Source organism: Pseudomonas sp. TMB3-21 (assembly GCF_054898145.1).
The window spans coordinates 1,444,094-1,466,621 of sequence record NZ_CM142718.1; the positions used below are offsets into that span (position 1 = coordinate 1,444,094).

17 protein-coding genes, 2 tRNA genes and 4 rRNA genes are annotated in these 22,528 nt (G+C 55.8%); 12 read left to right on the plus strand and 11 right to left on the minus strand.

What is annotated here, in order from left to right:
• Nucleotides 1–6: 6 nt before the first annotated feature.
• Nucleotides 7–474, plus strand: a complete 468-nt coding sequence (locus tag ACYZTS_RS06680) for an SRPBCC family protein (protein ID WP_461994894.1) — start codon at nucleotides 7–9, stop codon at nucleotides 472–474.
• A gap of 116 nt (nucleotides 475–590) precedes the next feature.
• Here the strand turns inward: ACYZTS_RS06680 and rrf (ACYZTS_RS06685) are convergent.
• From rrf (ACYZTS_RS06685) to ACYZTS_RS06720, 8 genes are all read right to left on the minus strand, one after another.
• Nucleotides 591–706 (minus strand): 5S ribosomal RNA (rrf, locus tag ACYZTS_RS06685).
• A gap of 106 nt (nucleotides 707–812) precedes the next feature.
• Nucleotides 813–928, minus strand: a 5S ribosomal RNA gene (gene rrf, locus ACYZTS_RS06690).
• A gap of 156 nt (nucleotides 929–1,084) precedes the next feature.
• Nucleotides 1,085–3,976 (minus strand): 23S ribosomal RNA (locus tag ACYZTS_RS06695).
• 240 nt (nucleotides 3,977–4,216) lie between these two features.
• Nucleotides 4,217–4,292: transfer RNA gene (locus ACYZTS_RS06700), tRNA-Ala, on the minus strand.
• 10 nt (nucleotides 4,293–4,302) lie between these two features.
• Nucleotides 4,303–4,379 (minus strand) — tRNA-Ile (locus tag ACYZTS_RS06705).
• Between the two features lie 123 nt (nucleotides 4,380–4,502).
• Nucleotides 4,503–6,041: ribosomal RNA gene (locus ACYZTS_RS06710) — 16S ribosomal RNA — on the minus strand.
• The 16S, 23S and 5S rRNA genes sit together here with 2 tRNA genes alongside, the layout of an rRNA operon.
• 653 nt (nucleotides 6,042–6,694) lie before the next feature.
• Nucleotides 6,695–7,915 (minus strand): CaiB/BaiF CoA transferase family protein, encoded by a 1,221-nt coding sequence (locus ACYZTS_RS06715; RefSeq protein ID WP_461994896.1) that lies wholly within the window; start codon nucleotides 7,913–7,915, stop codon nucleotides 6,695–6,697.
• Between the two features lie 12 nt (nucleotides 7,916–7,927).
• Complete coding sequence (locus tag ACYZTS_RS06720) at nucleotides 7,928–9,109, minus strand: acyl-CoA dehydrogenase (protein WP_028619834.1); 1,182 nt, start codon at nucleotides 9,107–9,109, stop codon at nucleotides 7,928–7,930.
• Nucleotides 9,110–9,266: 157 nt separating this feature from the next.
• Here ACYZTS_RS06720 and ACYZTS_RS06725 point away from each other — a divergent pair, with 157 nt between their 5' ends.
• The 10 genes from ACYZTS_RS06725 to ACYZTS_RS06770 all read left to right on the plus strand — a co-directional run bounded on the left by ACYZTS_RS06725 (nucleotide 9,267) and on the right by ACYZTS_RS06770 (nucleotide 19,061).
• Nucleotides 9,267–10,166 (plus strand): LysR family transcriptional regulator, encoded by a 900-nt coding sequence (locus tag ACYZTS_RS06725; RefSeq protein ID WP_461996364.1) that lies wholly within the window; start codon nucleotides 9,267–9,269, stop codon nucleotides 10,164–10,166.
• A 432-nt stretch (nucleotides 10,167–10,598) separates the two neighbouring features.
• Complete coding sequence (locus ACYZTS_RS06730) at nucleotides 10,599–11,720, plus strand: Re/Si-specific NAD(P)(+) transhydrogenase subunit alpha (RefSeq protein WP_028619836.1); 1,122 nt, start codon at nucleotides 10,599–10,601, stop codon at nucleotides 11,718–11,720.
• A 15-nt stretch (nucleotides 11,721–11,735) separates the two neighbouring features.
• Nucleotides 11,736–12,056: an NAD(P) transhydrogenase subunit alpha part 2 gene (locus ACYZTS_RS06735; protein WP_003187417.1), complete on the plus strand. Its 321-nt coding sequence runs from the start codon at nucleotides 11,736–11,738 to the stop codon at nucleotides 12,054–12,056.
• Complete coding sequence (locus ACYZTS_RS06740) at nucleotides 12,056–13,489, plus strand: NAD(P)(+) transhydrogenase (Re/Si-specific) subunit beta (protein WP_461994901.1); 1,434 nt, start codon at nucleotides 12,056–12,058, stop codon at nucleotides 13,487–13,489. Before ACYZTS_RS06735 ends, ACYZTS_RS06740 begins: the two co-directional genes overlap by 1 nt.
• A gap of 186 nt (nucleotides 13,490–13,675) precedes the next feature.
• Nucleotides 13,676–15,169 carry an acetyl-CoA hydrolase/transferase family protein gene (locus ACYZTS_RS06745; RefSeq protein ID WP_461994903.1) on the plus strand — a complete coding sequence of 498 codons (1,494 nt, stop codon included), beginning with the start codon at nucleotides 13,676–13,678 and terminating at the stop codon, nucleotides 15,167–15,169.
• A 319-nt stretch (nucleotides 15,170–15,488) separates the two neighbouring features.
• Nucleotides 15,489–15,704, plus strand: coding sequence for a DUF1127 domain-containing protein (locus ACYZTS_RS06750; RefSeq protein ID WP_028619839.1), 216 nt, complete (start codon nucleotides 15,489–15,491; stop codon nucleotides 15,702–15,704).
• Nucleotides 15,705–16,018: 314 nt separating this feature from the next.
• Nucleotides 16,019–16,336 (plus strand): DUF2388 domain-containing protein, encoded by a 318-nt coding sequence (locus ACYZTS_RS06755; protein ID WP_028619840.1) that lies wholly within the window; start codon nucleotides 16,019–16,021, stop codon nucleotides 16,334–16,336.
• Nucleotides 16,337–16,440: 104 nt separating this feature from the next.
• Nucleotides 16,441–16,755 (plus strand): DUF2388 domain-containing protein, encoded by a 315-nt coding sequence (locus ACYZTS_RS06760; RefSeq protein WP_028619841.1) that lies wholly within the window; start codon nucleotides 16,441–16,443, stop codon nucleotides 16,753–16,755.
• 27 nt (nucleotides 16,756–16,782) lie between these two features.
• Nucleotides 16,783–17,103, plus strand: coding sequence for a DUF2388 domain-containing protein (locus ACYZTS_RS06765; protein WP_028619842.1), 321 nt, complete (start codon nucleotides 16,783–16,785; stop codon nucleotides 17,101–17,103).
• A 32-nt stretch (nucleotides 17,104–17,135) separates the two neighbouring features.
• A complete protein-coding gene (locus ACYZTS_RS06770; protein ID WP_461996365.1) occupies nucleotides 17,136–19,061 on the plus strand; it encodes a DUF7844 domain-containing protein in 1,926 nt (641 codons plus the stop codon).
• A gap of 39 nt (nucleotides 19,062–19,100) precedes the next feature.
• Here ACYZTS_RS06770 and trpA read toward each other — a convergent pair whose 3' ends face one another.
• Complete coding sequence (trpA, locus tag ACYZTS_RS06775) at nucleotides 19,101–19,922, minus strand: tryptophan synthase subunit alpha (RefSeq protein WP_461994907.1); 822 nt, start codon at nucleotides 19,920–19,922, stop codon at nucleotides 19,101–19,103.
• Nucleotides 19,922–21,157 carry a tryptophan synthase subunit beta gene (trpB, locus tag ACYZTS_RS06780; RefSeq protein ID WP_028619845.1) on the minus strand — a complete coding sequence of 412 codons (1,236 nt, stop codon included), beginning with the start codon at nucleotides 21,155–21,157 and terminating at the stop codon, nucleotides 19,922–19,924. Before trpB ends, trpA begins: the two co-directional genes overlap by 1 nt.
• A gap of 111 nt (nucleotides 21,158–21,268) precedes the next feature.
• Between trpB and ACYZTS_RS06785 the strand changes: the two genes are divergently transcribed.
• Nucleotides 21,269–22,186, plus strand: a complete 918-nt coding sequence (locus ACYZTS_RS06785; RefSeq protein WP_028619846.1) for a LysR family transcriptional regulator — start codon at nucleotides 21,269–21,271, stop codon at nucleotides 22,184–22,186.
• Here the strand turns inward: ACYZTS_RS06785 and ACYZTS_RS06790 are convergent.
• On the minus strand, nucleotides 22,159–22,485 hold the full coding sequence (locus ACYZTS_RS06790) for an ElaB/YgaM/YqjD family protein (protein WP_028619847.1): 327 nt from the start codon (nucleotides 22,483–22,485) through the stop codon (nucleotides 22,159–22,161). The two genes, ACYZTS_RS06785 and ACYZTS_RS06790, sit on opposite strands and share 28 nt — an antisense overlap.
• Nucleotides 22,486–22,528: the final 43 nt, after the last annotated feature.

Below are 22,528 nucleotides of genomic sequence, written 5' to 3' on the forward strand. Positions count from 1 at the left end.
AACACCATGAAAAATCTGCAACCCGATACCCTCGTCAAAAATCCACAAGGCTGCCACGTTACGTCTTCCGTAGAGGTACCCGCGGATGCGGCCAAGGTCTGGGCCGTAGTTGGCGACTTCGCCGGATTCGACGCTTTCATTCCGGCGCTGTCGCACATTGAGATGACGGGCGAAGGTGTGTCTTCCCTGCGCAAGAAGTTTTTCAGGGACGGTAACCTGGTGGTCGAGCAATTGAACACGCGCGACGACGATGCACGGAGCATGACGTGGACAACCATCTACAACACCTTGGGCGTAGCCAATCTGTGGGCAGCCATGAGTGTCGAGGCCTTGAATACTGACACATCCCGCGCAACCTGGACGATCATCGCCGAACCGGCGCAAGGTGGTGAAGCGGGGCTGCCGGCGTTCAAGGCATTCGTGCAGGGGTTTGCGGACGATGCAATGGGAAATGTTTTGAAGATATTTGCTTGAGGCTTGCTTTGACCGCGTGCCTGATCAACTGCTTTAGCGGGCAAGACCACAGTAAAACCAGCCCAAAACGACAAAACCCCTGTGTGCGTTAGCAGACAGGGGTTCTGGGAATTCAATCTTGACGATGACCTACTCTCACATGGGGAAACCCCACACTACCATCGGCGATGCATCGTTTCACTGCTGAGTTCGGGATGGGATCAGGTGGTTCCAATGCTCTATGGTCGTCAAGAAAATCTGTGACCAGCCCGTTAAAAGGAAACGTGCCAGTAAAATTCGTGACTTCTACTAAAACAAAACCCCTACCTGCATACGCAGATAGGGGTTTCGGAATTTAATCTTGACGATGACCTACTCTCACATGGGGAAACCCCACACTACCATCGGCGATGCATCGTTTCACTGCTGAGTTCGGGATGGGATCAGGTGGTTCCAATGCTCTATGGTCGTCAAGAAATTCGGGTACTGAGTCGTGGCCAGCTGGCCGCGCTTCAGCAAATTGGGTATGTGACAGCTTTCGGTGTTTGTGAGCATCGAACTTTCGGTTCATCTCGTCTTCACACACCGCAATCTGGTGCTCATTAGAGCAAGCAAATTGCTTGGGTGTTATATGGTCAAGCCTCACGGGCAATTAGTATTGGTTAGCTCAACGCCTCACAGCGCTTACACACCCAACCTATCAACGTCGTAGTCTTCGACGGCCCTTCAGGGGACTCAAGGTCCCAGTGAGATCTCATCTTGAGGCTAGTTTCCCGCTTAGATGCTTTCAGCGGTTATCTATTCCGAACATAGCTACCCGGCAATGCCACTGGCGTGACAACCGGAACACCAGAGGTTCGTCCACTCCGGTCCTCTCGTACTAGGAGCAGCCCCTCTCAAATCTCAAACGTCCACGGCAGATAGGGACCGAACTGTCTCACGACGTTCTAAACCCAGCTCGCGTACCACTTTAAATGGCGAACAGCCATACCCTTGGGACCGGCTTCAGCCCCAGGATGTGATGAGCCGACATCGAGGTGCCAAACACCGCCGTCGATATGAACTCTTGGGCGGTATCAGCCTGTTATCCCCGGAGTACCTTTTATCCGTTGAGCGATGGCCCTTCCATACAGAACCACCGGATCACTAAGACCTACTTTCGTACCTGCTCGACGTGTCTGTCTCGCAGTCAAGCGCGCTTTTGCCTTTATACTCTACGACCGATTTCCGACCGGTCTGAGCGCACCTTCGTACTCCTCCGTTACTCTTTAGGAGGAGACCGCCCCAGTCAAACTACCCACCATACACTGTCCTCGATCCGGATAACGGACCTGAGTTAGAACCTCAAAGTTGCCAGGGTGGTATTTCAAGGTTGGCTCCACGCGAACTGGCGTCCACGCTTCAAAGCCTCCCACCTATCCTACACAAGCAAATTCAAAGTCCAGTGCAAAGCTATAGTAAAGGTTCACGGGGTCTTTCCGTCTAGCCGCGGATACACTGCATCTTCACAGCGATTTCAATTTCACTGAGTCTCGGGTGGAGACAGCGCCGCCATCGTTACGCCATTCGTGCAGGTCGGAACTTACCCGACAAGGAATTTCGCTACCTTAGGACCGTTATAGTTACGGCCGCCGTTTACCGGGGCTTCGATCAAGAGCTTCGCGTTAGCTAACCCCATCAATTAACCTTCCGGCACCGGGCAGGCGTCACACCCTATACGTCCACTTTCGTGTTTGCAGAGTGCTGTGTTTTTAATAAACAGTCGCAGCGGCCTGGTATCTTCGACCGGCATGAGCTTACGGAGCAAGTCCTTCACCCTCACCGGCGCACCTTCTCCCGAAGTTACGGTGCCATTTTGCCTAGTTCCTTCACCCGAGTTCTCTCAAGCGCCTTGGTATTCTCTACCCAACCACCTGTGTCGGTTTGGGGTACGGTTCCTGGTTACCTGAAGCTTAGAAGCTTTTCTTGGAAGCATGGCATCAACCACTTCGTGTTCTAAAAGAACACTCGTCATCAGCTCTCGGCCTTAAGATCCCGGATTTACCTAAGATCTCAGCCTACCACCTTAAACTTGGACAACCAACGCCAAGCTGGCCTAGCCTTCTCCGTCCCTCCATCGCAATAACCAGAAGTACAGGAATATTAACCTGTTTTCCATCGACTACGCTTTTCAGCCTCGCCTTAGGGACCGACTAACCCTGCGTCGATTAACGTTGCGCAGGAAACCTTGGTCTTTCGGCGTGGGTGTTTTTCACACCCATTGTCGTTACTCATGTCAGCATTCGCACTTCTGATACCTCCAGCAAGCTTCTCAACTCACCTTCACAGGCTTACAGAACGCTCCTCTACCGCATCACCTAAGTGATACCCGTAGCTTCGGTGTATGGTTTGAGCCCCGTTACATCTTCCGCGCAGGCCGACTCGACTAGTGAGCTATTACGCTTTCTTTAAAGGGTGGCTGCTTCTAAGCCAACCTCCTAGCTGTCTAAGCCTTCCCACATCGTTTCCCACTTAACCATAACTTTGGGACCTTAGCTGACGGTCTGGGTTGTTTCCCTTTTCACGACGGACGTTAGCACCCGCCGTGTGTCTCCCATGCTCGGCACTTGTAGGTATTCGGAGTTTGCATCGGTTTGGTAAGTCGGGATGACCCCCTAGCCGAAACAGTGCTCTACCCCCTACAGTGATACATGAGGCGCTACCTAAATAGCTTTCGAGGAGAACCAGCTATCTCCGAGCTTGATTAGCCTTTCACTCCGATCCACAGGTCATCCGCTAACTTTTCAACGGTAGTCGGTTCGGTCCTCCAGTTAGTGTTACCCAACCTTCAACCTGCCCATGGATAGATCGCCCGGTTTCGGGTCTATTCCCAGCGACTAGACGCCCTATTAAGACTCGCTTTCGCTACGCCTCCCCTATTCGGTTAAGCTCGCCACTGAAAATAAGTCGCTGACCCATTATACAAAAGGTACGCAGTCACCCAACAAAGTGGGCTCCCACTGCTTGTACGCATACGGTTTCAGGATCTATTTCACTCCCCTCTCCGGGGTTCTTTTCGCCTTTCCCTCACGGTACTAGTTCACTATCGGTCAGTCAGTAGTATTTAGCCTTGGAGGATGGTCCCCCCATATTCAGACAAAGTTTCTCGTGCTCCGTCCTACTCGATTTCATGACTAAGAGATTTTCGCGTACAGGGCTATCACCCACTATGGCCGTACTTTCCAGAACGTTCCGCTAATCTCAAAGCCACTTAAGGGCTAGTCCCCGTTCGCTCGCCACTACTAAGGGAATCTCGGTTGATTTCTTTTCCTCAGGGTACTTAGATGTTTCAGTTCCCCTGGTTCGCTTCTTAAGCCTATGTATTCAGCTTAAGATACCTAACTTATGTTAGGTGGGTTCCCCCATTCAGACATCTCCGGATCAAAGTCTGTTTGCCGACTCCCCGAAGCTTTTCGCAGGCTACCACGTCTTTCATCGCCTCTGACTGCCAAGGCATCCACCGTATGCGCTTCTTCACTTGACCATATAACCCCAAGCAATCTGGTTATACTGTGAAGACGACATTCGCCGAAAATTCGATAATACTCAATTAAGAGCAACTCACAAATTTTACCTTAGCCTGATCCCACACCAGTGAAAGTGTGGTCCAGTCTATCTTTCTATCACATACCCAAATTTTTAAAGAACGATCTAATCAAAGACTAGAAATCAATATTCACTGCAGAATATTCATTTCTAAACTCTAACGTGTCAAAGCAGTTTATGGTGGAGCCAAGCGGGATCGAACCGCTGACCTCCTGCGTGCAAGGCAGGCGCTCTCCCAGCTGAGCTATGGCCCCATAACAAAATTGGTGGGTCTGGGCAGATTCGAACTGCCGACCTCACCCTTATCAGGGGTGCGCTCTAACCAACTGAGCTACAGACCCAATTTCGAGCTTGTAACTGTTAGCCATGAGCTATCAGCTTGGAGCTTAAAGCTGCTTCTATCGTCTTCTTCAATGAATCAAGCAATTCGTGTGGGAGCTCATGGAGCAGCTGATGTCGTCGATTAAGGAGGTGATCCAGCCGCAGGTTCCCCTACGGCTACCTTGTTACGACTTCACCCCAGTCATGAATCACACCGTGGTAACCGTCCCCCCGAAGGTTAGACTAGCTACTTCTGGTGCAACCCACTCCCATGGTGTGACGGGCGGTGTGTACAAGGCCCGGGAACGTATTCACCGCGACATTCTGATTCGCGATTACTAGCGATTCCGACTTCACGCAGTCGAGTTGCAGACTGCGATCCGGACTACGATCGGTTTTCTGGGATTAGCTCCACCTCGCGGCTTGGCAACCCTCTGTACCGACCATTGTAGCACGTGTGTAGCCCAGGCCGTAAGGGCCATGATGACTTGACGTCATCCCCACCTTCCTCCGGTTTGTCACCGGCAGTCTCCTTAGAGTGCCCACCATTACGTGCTGGTAACTAAGGACAAGGGTTGCGCTCGTTACGGGACTTAACCCAACATCTCACGACACGAGCTGACGACAGCCATGCAGCACCTGTCTCAATGTTCCCGAAGGCACCAATCCATCTCTGGAAAGTTCATTGGATGTCAAGGCCTGGTAAGGTTCTTCGCGTTGCTTCGAATTAAACCACATGCTCCACCGCTTGTGCGGGCCCCCGTCAATTCATTTGAGTTTTAACCTTGCGGCCGTACTCCCCAGGCGGTCAACTTAATGCGTTAGCTGCGCCACTAAGAGCTCAAGGCTCCCAACGGCTAGTTGACATCGTTTACGGCGTGGACTACCAGGGTATCTAATCCTGTTTGCTCCCCACGCTTTCGCACCTCAGTGTCAGTATCAGTCCAGGTGGTCGCCTTCGCCACTGGTGTTCCTTCCTATATCTACGCATTTCACCGCTACACAGGAAATTCCACCACCCTCTACCATACTCTAGCTTGTCAGTTTTGAATGCAGTTCCCAGGTTGAGCCCGGGGATTTCACATCCAACTTAACAAACCACCTACGCGCGCTTTACGCCCAGTAATTCCGATTAACGCTTGCACCCTCTGTATTACCGCGGCTGCTGGCACAGAGTTAGCCGGTGCTTATTCTGTCGGTAACGTCAAAACAGCAAAGTATTAATTTACTGCCCTTCCTCCCAACTTAAAGTGCTTTACAATCCGAAGACCTTCTTCACACACGCGGCATGGCTGGATCAGGCTTTCGCCCATTGTCCAATATTCCCCACTGCTGCCTCCCGTAGGAGTCTGGACCGTGTCTCAGTTCCAGTGTGACTGATCATCCTCTCAGACCAGTTACGGATCGTCGCCTTGGTGAGCCATTACCTCACCAACTAGCTAATCCGACCTAGGCTCATCTGATAGCGCAAGGCCCGAAGGTCCCCTGCTTTCTCCCGTAGGACGTATGCGGTATTAGCGTCCGTTTCCGAGCGTTATCCCCCACTACCAGGCAGATTCCTAGGCATTACTCACCCGTCCGCCGCTCGCCACCAGGTACAAGTACCCGTGCTGCCGCTCGACTTGCATGTGTTAGGCCTGCCGCCAGCGTTCAATCTGAGCCATGATCAAACTCTTCAGTTCAAACATCTTTGGGTTTTTAAGAAACCCTAAACTTGGCTCAGCAATCGTTGGTTACATCTTTGATTTCTCGCGGAGTAACTTGTGATGCTGATAATCTTGTTGACTATCAGTCTGACTTCACAAGCACCCACACGAATTGCTTGATTCAGTTGTTAAAGAGCGGTTGGTTAAGATCTTTCGTCTCAACCGAGGCGCGCATTCTACAGCGCTCCGTGTTTCTGTCAAGCGGTTATTTTAAGAAGTTTTCAAAGTTTCGCTTGGAAATCCTTAACAACTTCAACCACTTGCGCTTCCGATCTCTCGTTAGCGGGAGGCGAATTCTACAGCGTTACTCGCTGCTGTCAACACCTCTTTTTCTCCGCTTTCGACCGAGAAGATCGAATCGTCAAAAGAGCCAAACAACACCGCTCTTCCAACTCCTTCCAGGCTTCGATGATCTGAAGCAAGCCGCTGTCGAAAACCGCTTAACTCATTGTTTACCAAGGAGTTTTCCGTTTCGACTGCGCCGGAAGTGGGGCGAATTATAGACTTCCAGAATCTGCCGTCAACCCCTAATTTATGCTTTTCTATCAATAACTTGCAGGAAGACCAGAAACAGCCGTTCTGCCTCTTATATAGATAGTAAAACCAGGCCTTCTATATAGAAGAGGTAGTCACAGCACACCCGACTCTTGCAGAGCCGACACCGCACTGGCATCCATACCCAATACCCGCTGCAAAACGTCCGCTGTGTGCTCACCCAACAAAGGCGGCGCGTTGCGGTACTCCACAGGCGTTTCGGACAGGCGAATAGGACTGGCGACCTGCGGCACTAGTCCAGCTAATACGTGAGGCAACTCAATGGCCAAGCCACGCGCCTTCACCTGAGGATCTGCAAACATCTGCGCCAGATCATTGATCGGCCCACACGGCACACCCGCCTGCTCCAATTGCGTCACCCACTGAGCCGTAGTCTTGAACACCGTTGCCTGCCTTATCAACGGAATCAGCTCCGCCCGGTTTGCCACGCGCAACTTGTTGGTGGCGAAGCGCACGTCATCTGCCCACTGCGGCTGCCCCGCCACCTCTGCGAACTTACGGAATTGGCCGTCATTGCCCACGGTGAGGATAAAATCGCCATCTGCCGTAGGAAAATCCTGATAGGGAACGATATTCGGATGCGCGTTACCCAACCGCTTCGGGGCATTCCCCGTTGTCAGGTAGTTCATCGCCTGATTAGCCAGGCACGCCACCTGAACATCCAGCAATGCCATATCGATGTGCTGACCACCACCTACCTGTTCTCGATGCGCAAGCGCAGCAAGAATCGCTACCGTCGAATAAAGGCCGGTCAGGATGTCCGTCAATGCCACGCCGACTTTCACCGGTCCCGCACCCTCATCTCCTTCCGGTCGACCGGTGAGGCTCATCAAGCCGCCCAATCCTTGAATCATGAAGTCGTATCCGGCGCGCTTGGCGTAAGGACCGGTCTGACCGAAACCCGTGATCGAGCAATAAATCAGATTCGGATTGGCCACCTTCAACGACTCATAGTCCAACCCATAAGCCGCCAGCCCGCCGACTTTGAAGTTCTCGATCAGGATGTCCGACTTGGCCGCCAGTTCGCGCACCAGCGCCTGACCCTCCGGGCGATTGAAATCGATGGTCACCGATTGCTTGTTGCGATTGGCTGACAGGTAGTAGGCCGCCTCGCTGGTGTTCTCGCCATAGGTGTCTTTCAGAAACGGAGGCCCCCAGGCGCGCGTGTCATCGCCATTGCCCGGACGCTCAACCTTGATCACCTCAGCGCCAAGGTCCGCCAGTATCTGCCCGGCCCAGGGGCCGGCGAGTACTCGCGACAAATCCAGTACTCGCAAATGAGAAAGCGCGCCCATGACGTTCTCCTATTAATAGAACGCCTGAAGGCCGGTCTGCGCGCGGCCGAGGATCAGCGCATGCACGTCGTGAGTCCCCTCATAAGTGTTCACCACTTCCAGGTTGACCAGGTGACGGGCCACGCCGAATTCATCAGAGATACCATTACCACCCAACATGTCACGTGCCATGCGAGCGATATCGAGCGACTTGCCACAGGAGTTGCGCTTCATCATCGAGGTGATCTCGACTGCTGCCGTACCTTCATCCTTCATGCGCCCCAGACGCAGGCAGCCTTGCAACGCCAAGGTGATGTCGGTCTGCATGTCAGCGAGTTTCTTCTGGATCAGTTGAGTAGCGGCCAGCGGGCGACCGAACTGCTTGCGATCCAGCGTGTACTGGCGAGCGGTGTGCCAGCAGAATTCGGCAGCGCCGAGTGCACCCCAGGATATTCCGTAACGTGCCGAGTTCAGGCAGGTGAACGGACCTTTCAAGCCACGTACATCAGGGAAGATGTTTTCTTCCGGTACAAAAACGTTGTCCATGACGATTTCACCGGTAATGGAGGCGCGCAGTCCCACTTTGCCGTGGATCGCCGGTGCGCTCAGGCCTTTCCAGCCTTTTTCCAGAACAAAACCACGGATGTCGCCCGCGTCGTCCTTGCCCCAGACCACGAATACGTCAGCGATCGGGCTGTTGGTGATCCACATCTTGCTGCCGGTCAGGCTGTAGCCGCCTTCCACCTTGCGCGCACGAGTAATCATCGCACCCGGGTCGGAACCGTGGTCAGGCTCTGTCAGACCGAAGCAGCCAATCCATTCGCCAGTCGCCAGTTTCGGCAGATATTTCTGCTTCTGGGCTTCGGTACCAAACTCATTGATTGGCACCATCACCAGAGAGGATTGCACGCTCATCATTGAGCGGTAGCCCGAATCGACGCGCTCCACCTCACGAGCAATGAGCCCGTAGCTGACATAATTCAGACCGCTGCCGCCGTACTGCTCCGGGATAGTTGCGCCCAACAGGCCCACTTCACCCATCTCGCGAAAAATCGCCGGATCAGTCTTTTCATGACGGAAAGCTTCAAGCACGCGCGGCGCAAGCTTCTGCTGAGCGAATTGCTCTGCCGTGTCGCGAATCATGCGTTCTTCTTCGGTGAGCTGTTGATCCAGTAGCAGGGGATCGATCCAGTTGAAGCTAGCTTTGCCGCCCATGAGTGCGTCCTCTCGAATCGGGTCAAATAACGTGGACTGATCCTAGGCGCCGTTTAGCGTGTGCGCAAACGAGGAATTTGCATACTGTTGTGCTAATTTCTCACTCCGTAACGTTGCGAAACCGGCTTTTCGCGATGTATTAGTGAGGTTGAAGTACATGCGCAGAAAGATACCCAGTACTACGGCGCTGATCAGCTTTGAGGCGGCGGCACGCAACGAAAGCTTTACCAAGGCGGCCTTGGAGCTTTCCCTCACGCAGGGAGCCATTTGCCGACAGATTGCCAGCCTCGAAGAATTCCTGGGCGTGGAGCTGTTCCGACGTTCGCGACGTGGCGTGAAGTTGACGGAAGCCGGGCTTTCCTACAGCCGCAGGGTTGCAACTCAACTGGATGCCGTCGAGCGGGATACGCTGTCGGTCATGGGCCAACAGGGCGCCAACGTGATTGAACTGGCGGTGGTGCCGACCTTCGGCACTCAATGGCTGCTGCCACGACTCAAGGATTTTCAGCAGAAGCATCCAGAGGTGACGGTCAACCTCACTAACCGCACCCGGCCCTTTCTGTTCGCCGACACCGACTTCGATGCCGCTATCTACTTCGGCGATGCGGACTGGTCAGGTACCGAATCCCACAGGCTGATGGGCGAAAATCCTATGCCCGTGTGCAGCCCCGTCCTGCTTGCCGAGATGACAAGTCTGAGTGCCGCTGAGATCGCCGAGCTGCCGCTGCTTCAGCAAACCACCCGCCCCTATGCCTGGCGTCAGTGGTTCAACTCGCAACACCTCAATATCCCCCGAGACATGACAGGTCCACGCTACGAGCTATTCTCCATGCTTGCCCAGGCGGCGATGCATGACATGGGCATCGCGCTGATCCCGCCGTTTCTGATTCAGCGTGAGCTGGCGGAGAAGCGTCTGGTGATTGCCAACCCCGAAGCACTCGCCAGCATCAAGGCCTACTACTTGATGATTCCGGAACGAAAAGTCGAATCCGCCTCATTGAAGGCTTTCCGCGACTGGTTAGTAAATCAGGCGCACAGCTACAACCTGCATGAATAAAGGCTTTCATCGTTAGCTGACCCCGTAGTCAGTAATTTTATAACCCTACAGATATAAGTATTTGTCGCATATTCATAGACTGTACCGAAAGACGGCACAAACGTCCCACAAGCGCCTTAAGACGTGGCCTTCAGCCTCTATCACGGAGCAATAACGCCTCATTCATGGTGCCGATATGGAAACTGTCGGAATTTCGCCAAAATCGTTGCAGAGCACGGCCTGCAAGGCATTGAGTCGTATAGTTGCGACATTCGGTCACGGGGTGACTTGTAGTTAATTTTCCGTCACCCGTCATAATCCCTTGAAGGGCACAAAGTTCGCCTGCAAAATGCCGCGCCCCGCCCTGATTCGCGGGGTCGTGCTGATCGGCCGCCCCAGCGCACCATCCGAAGTGCCTGGGTTTACTCAACAAGATCACGCAGGAGATTTGACGTGCACATTGGTGTTCCTCTCGAAACCCAAACGGGTGAAACGCGGGTTGCTGCAACCCCGGAAACCATCAAGAAGCTGATCGGCCAAGGTCATAGGATTACCGTTCAAAGCGGCGCCGGCTTAAATGCCAGTGTCGTTGACAGCGCCTATGAAGCGGCAGGCGCGACGATTGGCAGCGCCAACGATGCGTTTGGTGCCGAGCTGATTCTCAAGGTGGTCGCCCCCAGTGACAGCGAGCTGGCGCTGATAAAGAGCGGCACCGTGGTGGTTGGCATGCTCAACCCGTTCAGCAATGAAACGATTTCCAAACTGGCTGAGTGCGGGATTACCGCTTTCGCACTGGAGGCCGCGCCGCGCACTTCCCGTGCGCAGAGTCTGGATGTGCTGTCGTCTCAAGCGAACATCGCCGGTTACAAGGCTGTCCTGCTCGCTGCGCACCATTATCCCCGCTTCATGCCAATGCTGATGACTGCTGCGGGTACCGTAAAAGCGGCGCGCGTGCTGATCCTGGGCGCCGGCGTGGCCGGTCTGCAGGCCATCGCCACAGCCAAACGGCTGGGTGCAGTAATCGAGGCTTCCGATGTGCGGCCTGCGGTTAAGGAGCAGATTGAATCCCTCGGCGCCAAATTCGTCGACGTGCCGTACGAGACCGATGAAGAGCGCGAATGCGCCGTCGGTGTTGGCGGTTATGCGCGGCCCATGCCGGCCAGCTGGATGCAACGCCAGGCCCTGGCTGTACACGAGCGTGCCAAACAGGCTGACATCGTCATTACCACCGCACTGATTCCGGGGCGCAAGGCACCGACTTTGTTGAGCGCCGAAACCGTGGCGCAGATGAAGCCGGGCTCTGTGGTCATCGATCTTGCTGCTGCGCAAGGCGGCAACTGCCCGCTGACCGTGGCCGACCAGGTCGTCGTCGAAAATGGCGTGACCATTTGCGGCCCGACCAACCTCGCCGGCGCGGTAGCGGCAGATGCTTCGGCACTGTATGCGCGCAACCTGCTGGACTTCCTCAAGCTGGTCTTCAATAAAGAAGGCCAATTCGAAGTGAACCTCGAAGACGACATCGTCGCCGCGTGCCTGATGTGCCGCGACGGCCAAGTCATCCGTAAAAACGCCTAAGCAGGGATTCAGACGATGGAAGAGCTTATCTCCCCCGGTATCTACAACCTGATCATCTTCGTGCTGGCGATTTATGTCGGTTATCACGTGGTCTGGAACGTCACACCTGCACTGCACACGCCATTGATGGCGGTGACCAACGCGATCTCGGCGATCGTGATCGTCGGCGCCATGCTGGCAGCAGCGTTGACCGTCACGCCTCTGGGCAAAACCATGGGCACGCTGGCGGTAGCGCTTGCGGCGGTCAACGTATTTGGTGGCTTCCTGGTCACCCGCAGGATGCTCGAGATGTTCAAGAAAAAAGCCCCGAAAGTAAAAGAAGAGGCGCCAAAGTAATGAGCATGAATCTTGTAACGACGCTCTACTTGATCGCGTCCATCTGCTTCATCCAGGCCCTCAAAGGCCTTTCGCACCCGACCACATCGCGGCGCGGCAACCTGTTCGGCATGCTCGGCATGGGCCTGGCGATTCTCACGACTGTTGGCCTGATCTACAAGCTTGGCGCGGAGCTGGCAACGGCCGGCATCGGTTACGTCATCGTCGGCTTGCTGGTCGGCGGCACTGCCGGTTCGATCATGGCCAAACGCGTTGAAATGACCAAGATGCCGGAGCTGGTTGCCTTCATGCATAGCATGATCGGGCTGGCAGCGGTGTTCATCGCGATCGCTGCAGTGGTTGAGCCGCAATCCCTGGGCATCGTCAAACAGCTGGGCGATGCGATCCCTGCCGGCAACCGTCTGGAGTTGTTCCTCGGCGCAGCTATCGGTGCAATTACCTTCTCCGGCTCGGTGATCGCGTTCGGCAAACTCTCGGGCAAATACAAGTTCCGCCTGTTCCAGGGCGCACCGGTACAGTTCAGCGGTCAGCACAAACTGAACTTGCTGTTGGGCCTTGCAACGCTGGCCCTGGGTATCACCTTCATGCTGACTGGCAGCTTGACTGCCTTCGCGCTGATGCTGGTCCTGGCGTTCGTGATGGGTGTGCTGATCATCATCCCTATCGGCGGCGCAGACATGCCGGTGGTGGTGTCGATGCTCAACAGTTATTCCGGTTGGGCGGCAGCGGGAATCGGCTTTTCGCTGAACAACTCGATGCTGATCATCGCCGGTTCGCTGGTAGGTTCGTCGGGTGCGATCCTCTCCTACATCATGTGCAAGGCGATGAACCGTTCCTTCTTTAATGTACTGCTGGGAGGTTTCGGCAACACCGCCGAGGCAGGTCCTGCAGGCGATAAGGAAGCTCGCCCGGTCAAATCCGGTTCGGCTGACGATGCAACATTCCTGCTGACCAACGCCGACACCGTGATCATTGTTCCAGGCTACGGTCTCGCGGTAGCGCGCGCCCAGCACGCACTGAAAGAGCTGACGGAAAAACTGACCCATCGTGGTGTGACCGTGAAGTACGCGATCCACCCGGTCGCGGGTCGTATGCCGGGGCACATGAACGTCTTGCTGGCCGAGGCGGAAGTGCCTTATGACCAGGTGTTCGAGATGGAAGACATCAACTCCGAGTTCGGTCAGGCCGACGTGGTCTTGGTTCTCGGCGCCAACGACGTGGTCAACCCGGCGGCGAAGAACGATCCCAAATCGCCAATCGCCGGCATGCCGATTCTCGAAGCCTTCAAGGCCAAGACGATCATCGTCAACAAGCGCTCGATGGCCAGCGGTTATGCCGGCCTGGATAACGAGCTGTTCTATCTGGACAAAACCATGATGGTCTTTGGCGACGCCAAGAAAGTCATCGAGGACATGGTCAAAGCCGTCGAATAAGCCGTTCTGCTAAACAAACGCCCCGACATTCGGGGCGTTTTTGTTTGCGTCTGTTACCGATCCGGCAACGATGTTTTGTCTGAAACCCGCTAAATAGACGCCTCGAATGCGACCTTTGTAGCGAGACGGGCACCCGCAAGATTCACTAAACTGCGGACCTTGCTTTCGACACCCGAGAAACCCTCCATGTACCGTGATCGTATTCGCCTGTCTTCGTTGTTGGATAAAGTGATGAGTGCCGCTGAGGCGGCCGCGCTGATTGAAGACGGGATGACCGTCGGCATGAGTGGTTTCACTCGCGCCGGTGAAGCCAAAGCCGTGCCTCAGGCACTGGCCGAACGCGCAAAAATCTCTCCGCTGAAAATTACCTTGATGACCGGTGCCAGCCTGGGCAACGACCTCGACAAGCAGCTCACCGAAGCGGGCGTACTGTCGCGACGTATGCCGTTTCAGGTCGATAGCACTTTGCGCAAGGCCATCAATGCTGGCGAGGTGATGTTTATCGATCAGCATCTTTCTGAAACGGTGGAGCAACTACGCAATCAGCAGCTCAAGCTTCCAGACATCGCAGTGATTGAAGCCGTGGCAATCACCGAGCAGGGCCACATCGTGCCAACAACATCGGTGGGCAACTCGGCCAGCTTTGCCATTTTCGCCAAGCAAGTCATTGTCGAGATCAACCTGGCGCACAACCCGAATCTTGAAGGCTTGCACGACATCTATATCCCCACCTACCGTCCGACGCGCACGCCGATCCCGCTGGTGAAGGTTGATGATCGCATTGGCAGCACCGCGATACCGATTCCGCCGGAAAAAATTGCCGCCATCGTGATCACCCACCAGCCTGACTCCCCGTCGACCGTGTTGCCGCCGGACGTTGAGACCCAAGCCATTGCCGACCACCTGATCGACTTCTTCAAGCGGGAAGTGGCTGCCGGACGCATGACCAACAAGCTCGGCCCGTTGCAGGCCGGCATTGGCACCATCGCCAACTCGGTGATGTGCGGCTTGATCGACTCACCGTTCGAAGACCTGACGATGTATTCCGAGGTACTGCAGGATTCGACGTTCGACCTGATCGATGCCGGCAAGCTGAGTTTCGCCTCCGGCAGCTCGATCACCTTGTCGAGCCGTCGCAACGCCGATGTCTTTAGCAATCTGGAGCGCTACAAGGACAAGCTGATTCTGCGCCCGCAGGAGATTTCCAACCATCCTGAAGTGGTGCGGCGGCTGGGCATCATCGGCATTAACACGGCGCTGGAATTCGACCTGTACGGTAACGTCAACTCCACTCACGTCTGCGGCACACGAATGATGAACGGCATTGGCGGCTCGGGCGATTTTGCGCGCAATGCGCATCTGGCGATTTTCGTCACCAAGTCGATTGCCAAGGGCGGGGCCATCTCCAGTGTGGTGCCGATGGTGAGTCACGTCGATCACACGGAACATGACGTGGACATCCTGGTGACAGAGGCGGGTTTGGCAGACCTGCGTGGTTTGGCACCACGGGAGCGGGCTCGGGTGATCATCGATAACTGCGTGCATCCGGATTACCGTCAGGCCTTGGACGATTACTTCACAGCCGCCTGTGCAGTCGGCGGACATACGCCGCATATGCTGCGGGATGCATTGAGCTGGCACATTAACCTGGAAGAAACGGGAAGAATGCTTGCCTCTTAACGGGTACAGATAGCGGATGAAGAATGCACGGTTCGATCAGTCCTCGTATAAGAGCCGCTGCCGCGAATAAAACTGTACTGCTGTACTGGTCTTTTCCTACAGCTTTATCCTACCTGCGCGGGTTAGACACGCTAAAACGCACCATATCAGTGCCGACAGGTACAGTTGCTTCATTTTCGACCAGTACACCATCCTTTAACAGTTAACTGGTCTCTCACAATACAAGTGAACTGTATCTGGAGAGACTGGCCAAACGAGAGGATCATTGGCATCAGTTAAACCACTACCTGATCCCGCCACAAGCGGAAGGATGTCAATCATGGAACGTACACTCAGTTCCGACCTGTTCTTCGAAAACACTGCAGCAAAAACTCAGGCTTCCATGCCTTTGCGCGTTATCGCCAACCTGATGTTGTGGCAGCGTCGCATCTCCAGCCGCCATCAACTGGCTCGCTTGGATTCGCGTCTGCTGGCTGACGCCGGTATCAGCGAAGCACAACGCTACGAAGAGTTGAGCAAGCCGTTCTGGCGCTAAATCAGCGTCGCTGGCTCTGACCCACCGGGTCCACCGCCAGCACCGAATTCAGAAAACAAAGCCCGTCGCGGGAAACTGCGACGGGCTTTGTCGTTTGTGGTTGTTCAAATCCTCGATAAGTACAGTTATTCATAATCGCACATCAACCAGTACAGTTATAAACGACGACCTCGACCATAGAGCTTCAATGAATTACAGGCTGTGCGAATTCTGACGTGCAGGCCTAAAATGCAGTTAGAAGTAGCGAACGACGTGTCACTGACGTCTGATCCAACAGCATCACTTCTAATCAGATCAATCACAGGAGTTACACCATGTCCCGTCTTCGCCTGCTCAGCGCTGCAGCCCTGCTTGCCGTGGCTGCCAATTCCAACGCCTCCAGCTTCATTGTGACCACTGACTCCATCGTCGGCGCACTGAAGGCCACTTCGGACGCAACCTCCGACATAACATCCTCGTTTCGCGATGACAAAATCGTCCGCGCAGCGCGTGACGATGCGGCAAGTTTTGTCGCCACCGAAGGTGCCATTCGCGGCGTGAAGCTGGAAAGCGCGCTTGATCACATCCGCGTCCAGGCTCCGCAACTGGACGCCACAGACTCGCAACTGGCCCAAGCTATCCTGACACTGTAATCACCGTTCCGACGGGACATGCCCTGCGTGTCCCGATGTTTCGGAACTGGCTCTGGATCGGGCGTTGCGCTAGCCTTGGGACTCATTTCCTGTCATCGAGTCCCATGCGTTTTCTCCAAAATCTCCTGTTCATACCGATTCTCACGACCTGCTGGACAGGTTCGGCTTACGCTTTCGATGCGTTCAACCTGTCTACTCAAGGCATCGTAGTCACGGGGTACGCCTCGAGCATGGTGACCTCGGCTCCATTCGATCGTAAGCTGCTGATTGACGCTCAGGATGACGCGGCGGCGTTCATCGCCAGCAACGGTGAACTGCGTGGAGCGCGTCTGGAATCAGCACTCGATTACTTGCGCAGAACCGAGCCAAAACTTCATGCCAGCGACCTTGAACTGGCGCAGGCAATTCTCGTCCAATAGTTATCCTAATTTTTGCGGAGTCGATCCATGCGTAACCCTTTGATTGCTGCCGTCCTTGGCTTGCTGTTTATCGCCGATATGGCCCAGGCGCAGACCCTGGTTGCCACCAGTAACATTCTGGTCAATGCCACCCGCCGCACCATCGATTTCACCTCTGATACAACGACTTCCATCCGCGACTCGAAAATCATTCGCGAAGCCCATGATGACGCGGCCAGCTTTGTCGCCAGCGAGGGCGATATTCGCGGCGCGCACCTCGAAGCGGCCTTCAGCACGTTGCGTACCCGGGTACCGGAAGCGCGTGATGCCAGTGATCAGGTGCTCGCCGAAGCCATCCTCGCACTGTGAAACCGTCGTTCGCCTGGCTGCTGGCCGGGTTCATGTTGCTGCTTGGCAACACGGCCCAGGCTGGCTTGCAATTAAAGCTCAAGACCGAAGGTCTGACCCCCGCGCAACAGCAGGCGAGCCAGATGCTGCTTGATGAAGCCATGCGGGCGTTGCCGCCGCGCTTCATCGAGCAACTCGACCGACGCATTGATGTTGGCTGGACCGACAAGATGCCCAGCAATGCCTACGGTCAGGCATCGCTGGTCTCCCAACTCGATCTGAACCGCAATCTTCTCGACAGCCTCACGGATGGCAGCGCTGCCACCCGGAAAACCAATCGACCTCATGGCACCGTGCGCCGCGAGATGCTGGCGACGGTCCTGCACGAACTGACCCATATTTATGACCGCTCGCGGTTGTGGCCTGATGCCGACCGGACGTTGATCCTGCGCTGCACACAGCGCAGCAACAGTTCTGGCCTCATTGGCATTCCTGATCAGTGCCGTGGGCAGTCCGATCGACGCTTCACCCTGAGTGACGATCCGCGCCTGCTCGATCTGGCCGGCTGGCCGCAATACGTCGGCCGTCGCGGGGAACGCGAGCAGCACAACCGCCAGGTTGCTCGCAGCCCGGACATCTACGAGATCAGCAGCCCGAAAGAATTTGTCGCGGTCAACATGGAGTATTTCCTGCTCGACCCGAGCTATGCCTGCCGTCGTCCGGCGCTGTACCGCTACTACAAAGACCATTTCGGCTGGGCGCCTGCGGACAAAGCCACTTGCGGTAAATCCTTCGCCTTTCTCAATGCCGGCAACGATTTCGCCAAGCAACCGTTGGGGCAGGTCGATCCGGAGCGCGTCTACGCCGTCGATTACCTGCTCGCCGAGGCCAACCAGAATTGGGTCAGCCGTTGGGGCCACAGCATGTTGCGTCTGGTGATCTGCGCCCCGGGTCGGCCACGGGGTCCGGATTGTCGACTGGATCTTGACCAGCACCTGGTGCTGTCTTATCGCGCATTCGTGGGCGATGTGCAGCTGTCGAGTTGGGACGGGCTGGTGGGCAAATACCCTTCGCGCCTGTTCGTCTTGCCGCTGGCTCAAGTCATTGATGAATACACCAAGACAGAACTGCGCAGCCTGGCGTCTATCCCGCTGAATTTGTCGCGTCGCGAAGTAGAAGACGTGGTGGAACACGCCGCCGAGATGCACTGGAGTTACGATGGTAATTATTTCTTCCTGTCCAATAACTGTGCGGTTGAAGGCCTGAAATTGTTGCGCAGCGGTTCCAACAATTCACAGTTGGTTGGCCTCGACAGCATCATGCCCAACGGTTTGCTGGAAGTGCTCAAAGGCCGCGGGCTGGCCGACACCAGCGTGCTGGATGATCCTCGCGAGGCGCTCCGCCTGGGGTATCGCTTCGATTCGTTCCGGGATCGTTACCAAGCGATGTTCGAGGTGCTGAAAAAGCATCTGCCAATCAAACAGGACAAGGTTGAAGACTGGCTGGCCCTTAAGGCTGAAGAACGTCGACCGTGGATTGATCAGGCTAACCTGCGCACCAGCGCGGCGTTGCTGCTGCTTGAGCAAGCCAGTTTTCGTCAGCAAATGGTGTTGGCACAGGATGAGGTCAAGCAGCGTTACCTGGGAGCCCGCGAGTTGAAGAACGGCGGCATGGACAAGGCCAACGCGACCTTGCAACAGATTCTCGCCAACAGTGGTTTCCTCAGCCGCCCTGCGGAGCTGCTGGGTACTGGCGGTTATGGATTACCGCAACCGAGCGAATGGCAGCGTCTGGAATCGGAAAGCAGCCTGCGCCAGAAGCAGCTGCAAGCGCTAACCGGGGATCTGGACAAGGAAGTGAGGGCGTTGCTGGAGCCTAGCCGTGCGGCGGAAATGGCCGCCAATGAAGCCAACCTGAAACAGGTTGGCGAGCATTTGCGGAAATTGCACAAGGCGGCAGGTGGGCTGGAGTTGCCCTGAAAAAAGATCGTCCGTTTGGACGATCTTTTTTTTTCTGTATTACGCCGCCGCATTTCCACGGGCGTTACGCACACCCTCAGCCAATTCCGCACATAGACTCAATACCCCATCAATAGCCTGCTCCGGAGTATCGGCCGTCGCGATGTGGTCGATCAATGCCGAACCCACCACGACGCCATCGGCCAGACGCGCGATCGATGCGGCTTGCTCTGGAGTACGAATGCCAAAACCGATGCTGATCGGCAGATCAGTGTGGCGACGCAAACGCGCCACTGCTTCTTCCACGTGCTCCAAGGTCGCAGCGCCCGCACCGGTCACACCGGCGACCGACACGTAATAGACAAAACCGGAGCTGCCATTCAATACGGTCGGCAGACGCACATCATCGGTGGTCGGCGTGGTCAGGCGGATAAAGTCCAGCCCGGCGGCTTGTGCTGGCTCGCACAACTCGCCGTTATGCTCTGGTGGCAGGTCAACCACGATCAGGCCATCAACCCCGGACTCTTTGGCGTCAGCAATAAAACGCGCTACGCCATACATGTGAATCGGGTTGAAGTACCCCATTAGCACCAACGGCGTTTCGCTATTACCTTCACGAAACTCACGAACCATTTGCAGGGTTTTCGTCAGGTTTTGCTTGGCGGCCAATGCACGAATGTTAGCCAGCTGGATTGCCGGGCCGTCAGCCATTGGGTCGGTGAAGGGCATGCCCAGCTCGATCACATCAGCGCCAGCGCCGGGCAAGCCGTTGAGGATCGCCAGAGAAGTGTCATAACCGGGGTCGCCTGCGGTGACGAAGGTCACCAGGGCAGCGCGATTCTGCTCTTTGAGTTCGGCAAAACGTGTTTGCAGGCGGCTCATCAGTGTTTCTCCTGCTGGGAGCGCTCTTGTTGAGCCTGCTCCATGTGGTGCATGACGGTTTGCATGTCTTTGTCGCCGCGGCCGGACAGGTTGACCACCATCAAGTGTTCCTTCGGCAGATTCGGTGCCCGCTTGAACACTTCGGCCAAGGCATGGGCGCTTTCCAGTGCAGGAATAATCCCTTCGAGGCGGCAGCATTTGTGAAACGCATCGAGGGCTTCGTCGTCGGTCACCGAGGTGTATTGAACGCGACCGATGTCATGCAACCAGGCGTGTTCGGGTCCAATGCCCGGGTAATCGAGGCCAGCGGAAATCGAATGAGCGTCGATGATCTGGCCATCGTCGTCCTGCAGCAGGAACGTGCGGTTGCCGTGCAGCACACCCGGTACGCCGCCGTTCAGGCTGGCGGCGTGTTTGCCGGTTTCAATACCGTGGCCCGCTGCTTCGACACCGATGATCTCGACACTGTTGTCGTCGAGGAACGGGTGAAACAAGCCCATGGCGTTCGAGCCGCCACCGATGCAGGCGACCAGGCTGTCCGGCAGCCGACCTTCCTGAGCTTGCAGCTGGTCACGGGTCTCTTTGCCGATTACCGCCTGGAAGTCGCGGACCATGGCTGGATACGGATGCGGGCCAGCGACGGTACCGATCAGGTAGAACGTGCTGTCGACGTTGGTGACCCAATCGCGCAACGCTTCGTTCATCGCATCTTTCAGCGTGCCGGTGCCGGCAACAACAGGAATCACTTCAGCGCCCAGCAGCTTCATACGGAACACGTTGGCCTGTTGGCGCTCGATGTCCGTAGTGCCCATGTAGATCACGCAATCCAGACCAAAACGTGCGGCCACGGTGGCGGTTGCCACACCGTGCATGCCGGCACCGGTCTCGGCAATGATGCGTTTTTTGCCCATGCGCCGCGCCAGCAAAATCTGGCCAATGCAGTTATTGATCTTGTGCGCGCCGGTGTGATTGAGCTCTTCACGCTTGAGATAAATCTTCGCGCCGCCGCAGAACTCGGTCAGACGTTCGGCAAAATACAGAGGGCTTGGACGTCCGACATAATCACGCTGGAAGTAGGCCAATTCCTCTTTGAACGCCGGATCTTCCTTGGCCGCCTCGTATTCGCGAGCCAGTTCAAGGATCAACGGCATCAAGGTTTCGGCAACGTAGCGGCCGCCGAAATCGCCAAACAGGCCATTAACGTCGGGGCCGCTGCGCAGATTGGTCTGGGTCATGAGTCGCTCCAGTTGAATGCGTGAGAGAACAATGATCTAACTCTACCGCTGACGCCCTGCGCTGAAAACCGATAAGATCGCCACAACCTGTCAGGAAAACTCACAGATATCATGAGCCACGACCTTCCTCCGCTGAACGCCCTCCGCGCCTTTGAAGCCACTGCTCGCTTGAACAGCGTCAGTCAGGCCGCTGAGCAGCTGCACGTTACTCATGGTGCGGTTAGCCGACAAATAAAGGTCCTTGAAGAACATCTTGGCGTGAGTCTTTTCATCAAGGAAGGACGCGGCCTTAAACTCACAGATGCAGGCGCTCGCCTGCGTGATGTCAGCACTGAGGCCTTCGAGCGACTGCGGACGGTGTGTGCCGAACTTACCCAGAGCACTGCTGATGCACCGTTCGTCCTTGGTTGCTCGGGTAGTCTGCTGGCCCGCTGGTTCATTCCGCGGCTGGGACGATTGAACGCGGATTTGCCGGACCTGCGCCTGCACCTGTCCGCCGGCGAAGGCGATCTCGACCCACGCCGCCCTGGCCTGGATGCATTGCTGGTGTTCGCCGAGCCGCCCTGGCCGGCGGATATGCAAGTCTACGAACTGACCAGCGAACGCATTGGCCCGGTTATGAGCCCGCGTTATGCCGCCTATGAATCGCTGAAACAAGCGCCACCGAGCGCGCTGCTGGAAGAACCGTTATTGCACACCACTTCGCGCCCGCAGGCGTGGCCAAGCTGGGCACGGCAAAGCAACCTCGACGCCAATGCGTTGAAGTACGGCCAGGGTTTTGAGCATTTGTATTATTTGCTGGAAGCAGCGGTGGCGGGGCTTGGTGTAGCGATAGCGCCTGAGCCGTTAGTGGCCGAGGACTTGAAAGCCGGCCGCCTGGTTGCGCCTTGGGGTTTCAGTGAAACCCCGGCGCAACTGGCGTTGTGGCTGCCCAAGCGCGCCGCAGACGGGCGCGCTCGGCAATTGGCGCAGTGGTTAAAAAATGAGCTGCGCCAATCAGATCAGTTACCGCGCTTGCACAGCAAGTAGGCCGCCAGCAAACCGACTGCGCCGACTGCTACGCCGGCTGTAGTCCAAGGGTGCTCCTGAGCGTAATCGCGCGTCGCAATCCCGGTTTCACGGGTTTTGACTTTGACTTCTTCGTACGCATCGCTGAGCAAATGGCGCGAATGCTTCAGCGCGTTCTCGGCGTTGGTTTTCAAGACTTTGAGGGTTTTACGCGACTCGTCGGAAGCGTCGTCCTTCAGGTTTTCCAAAGACTTCAGCAGACTCTCGATCTCGGCTTCCATGCTTTGCAATGAGGCTTTACGTAAAGAAGTGTTGGCCATGGTGGCTCTCCTGCATTGGTGATGAGTGGCGTGTGTTGGTTGG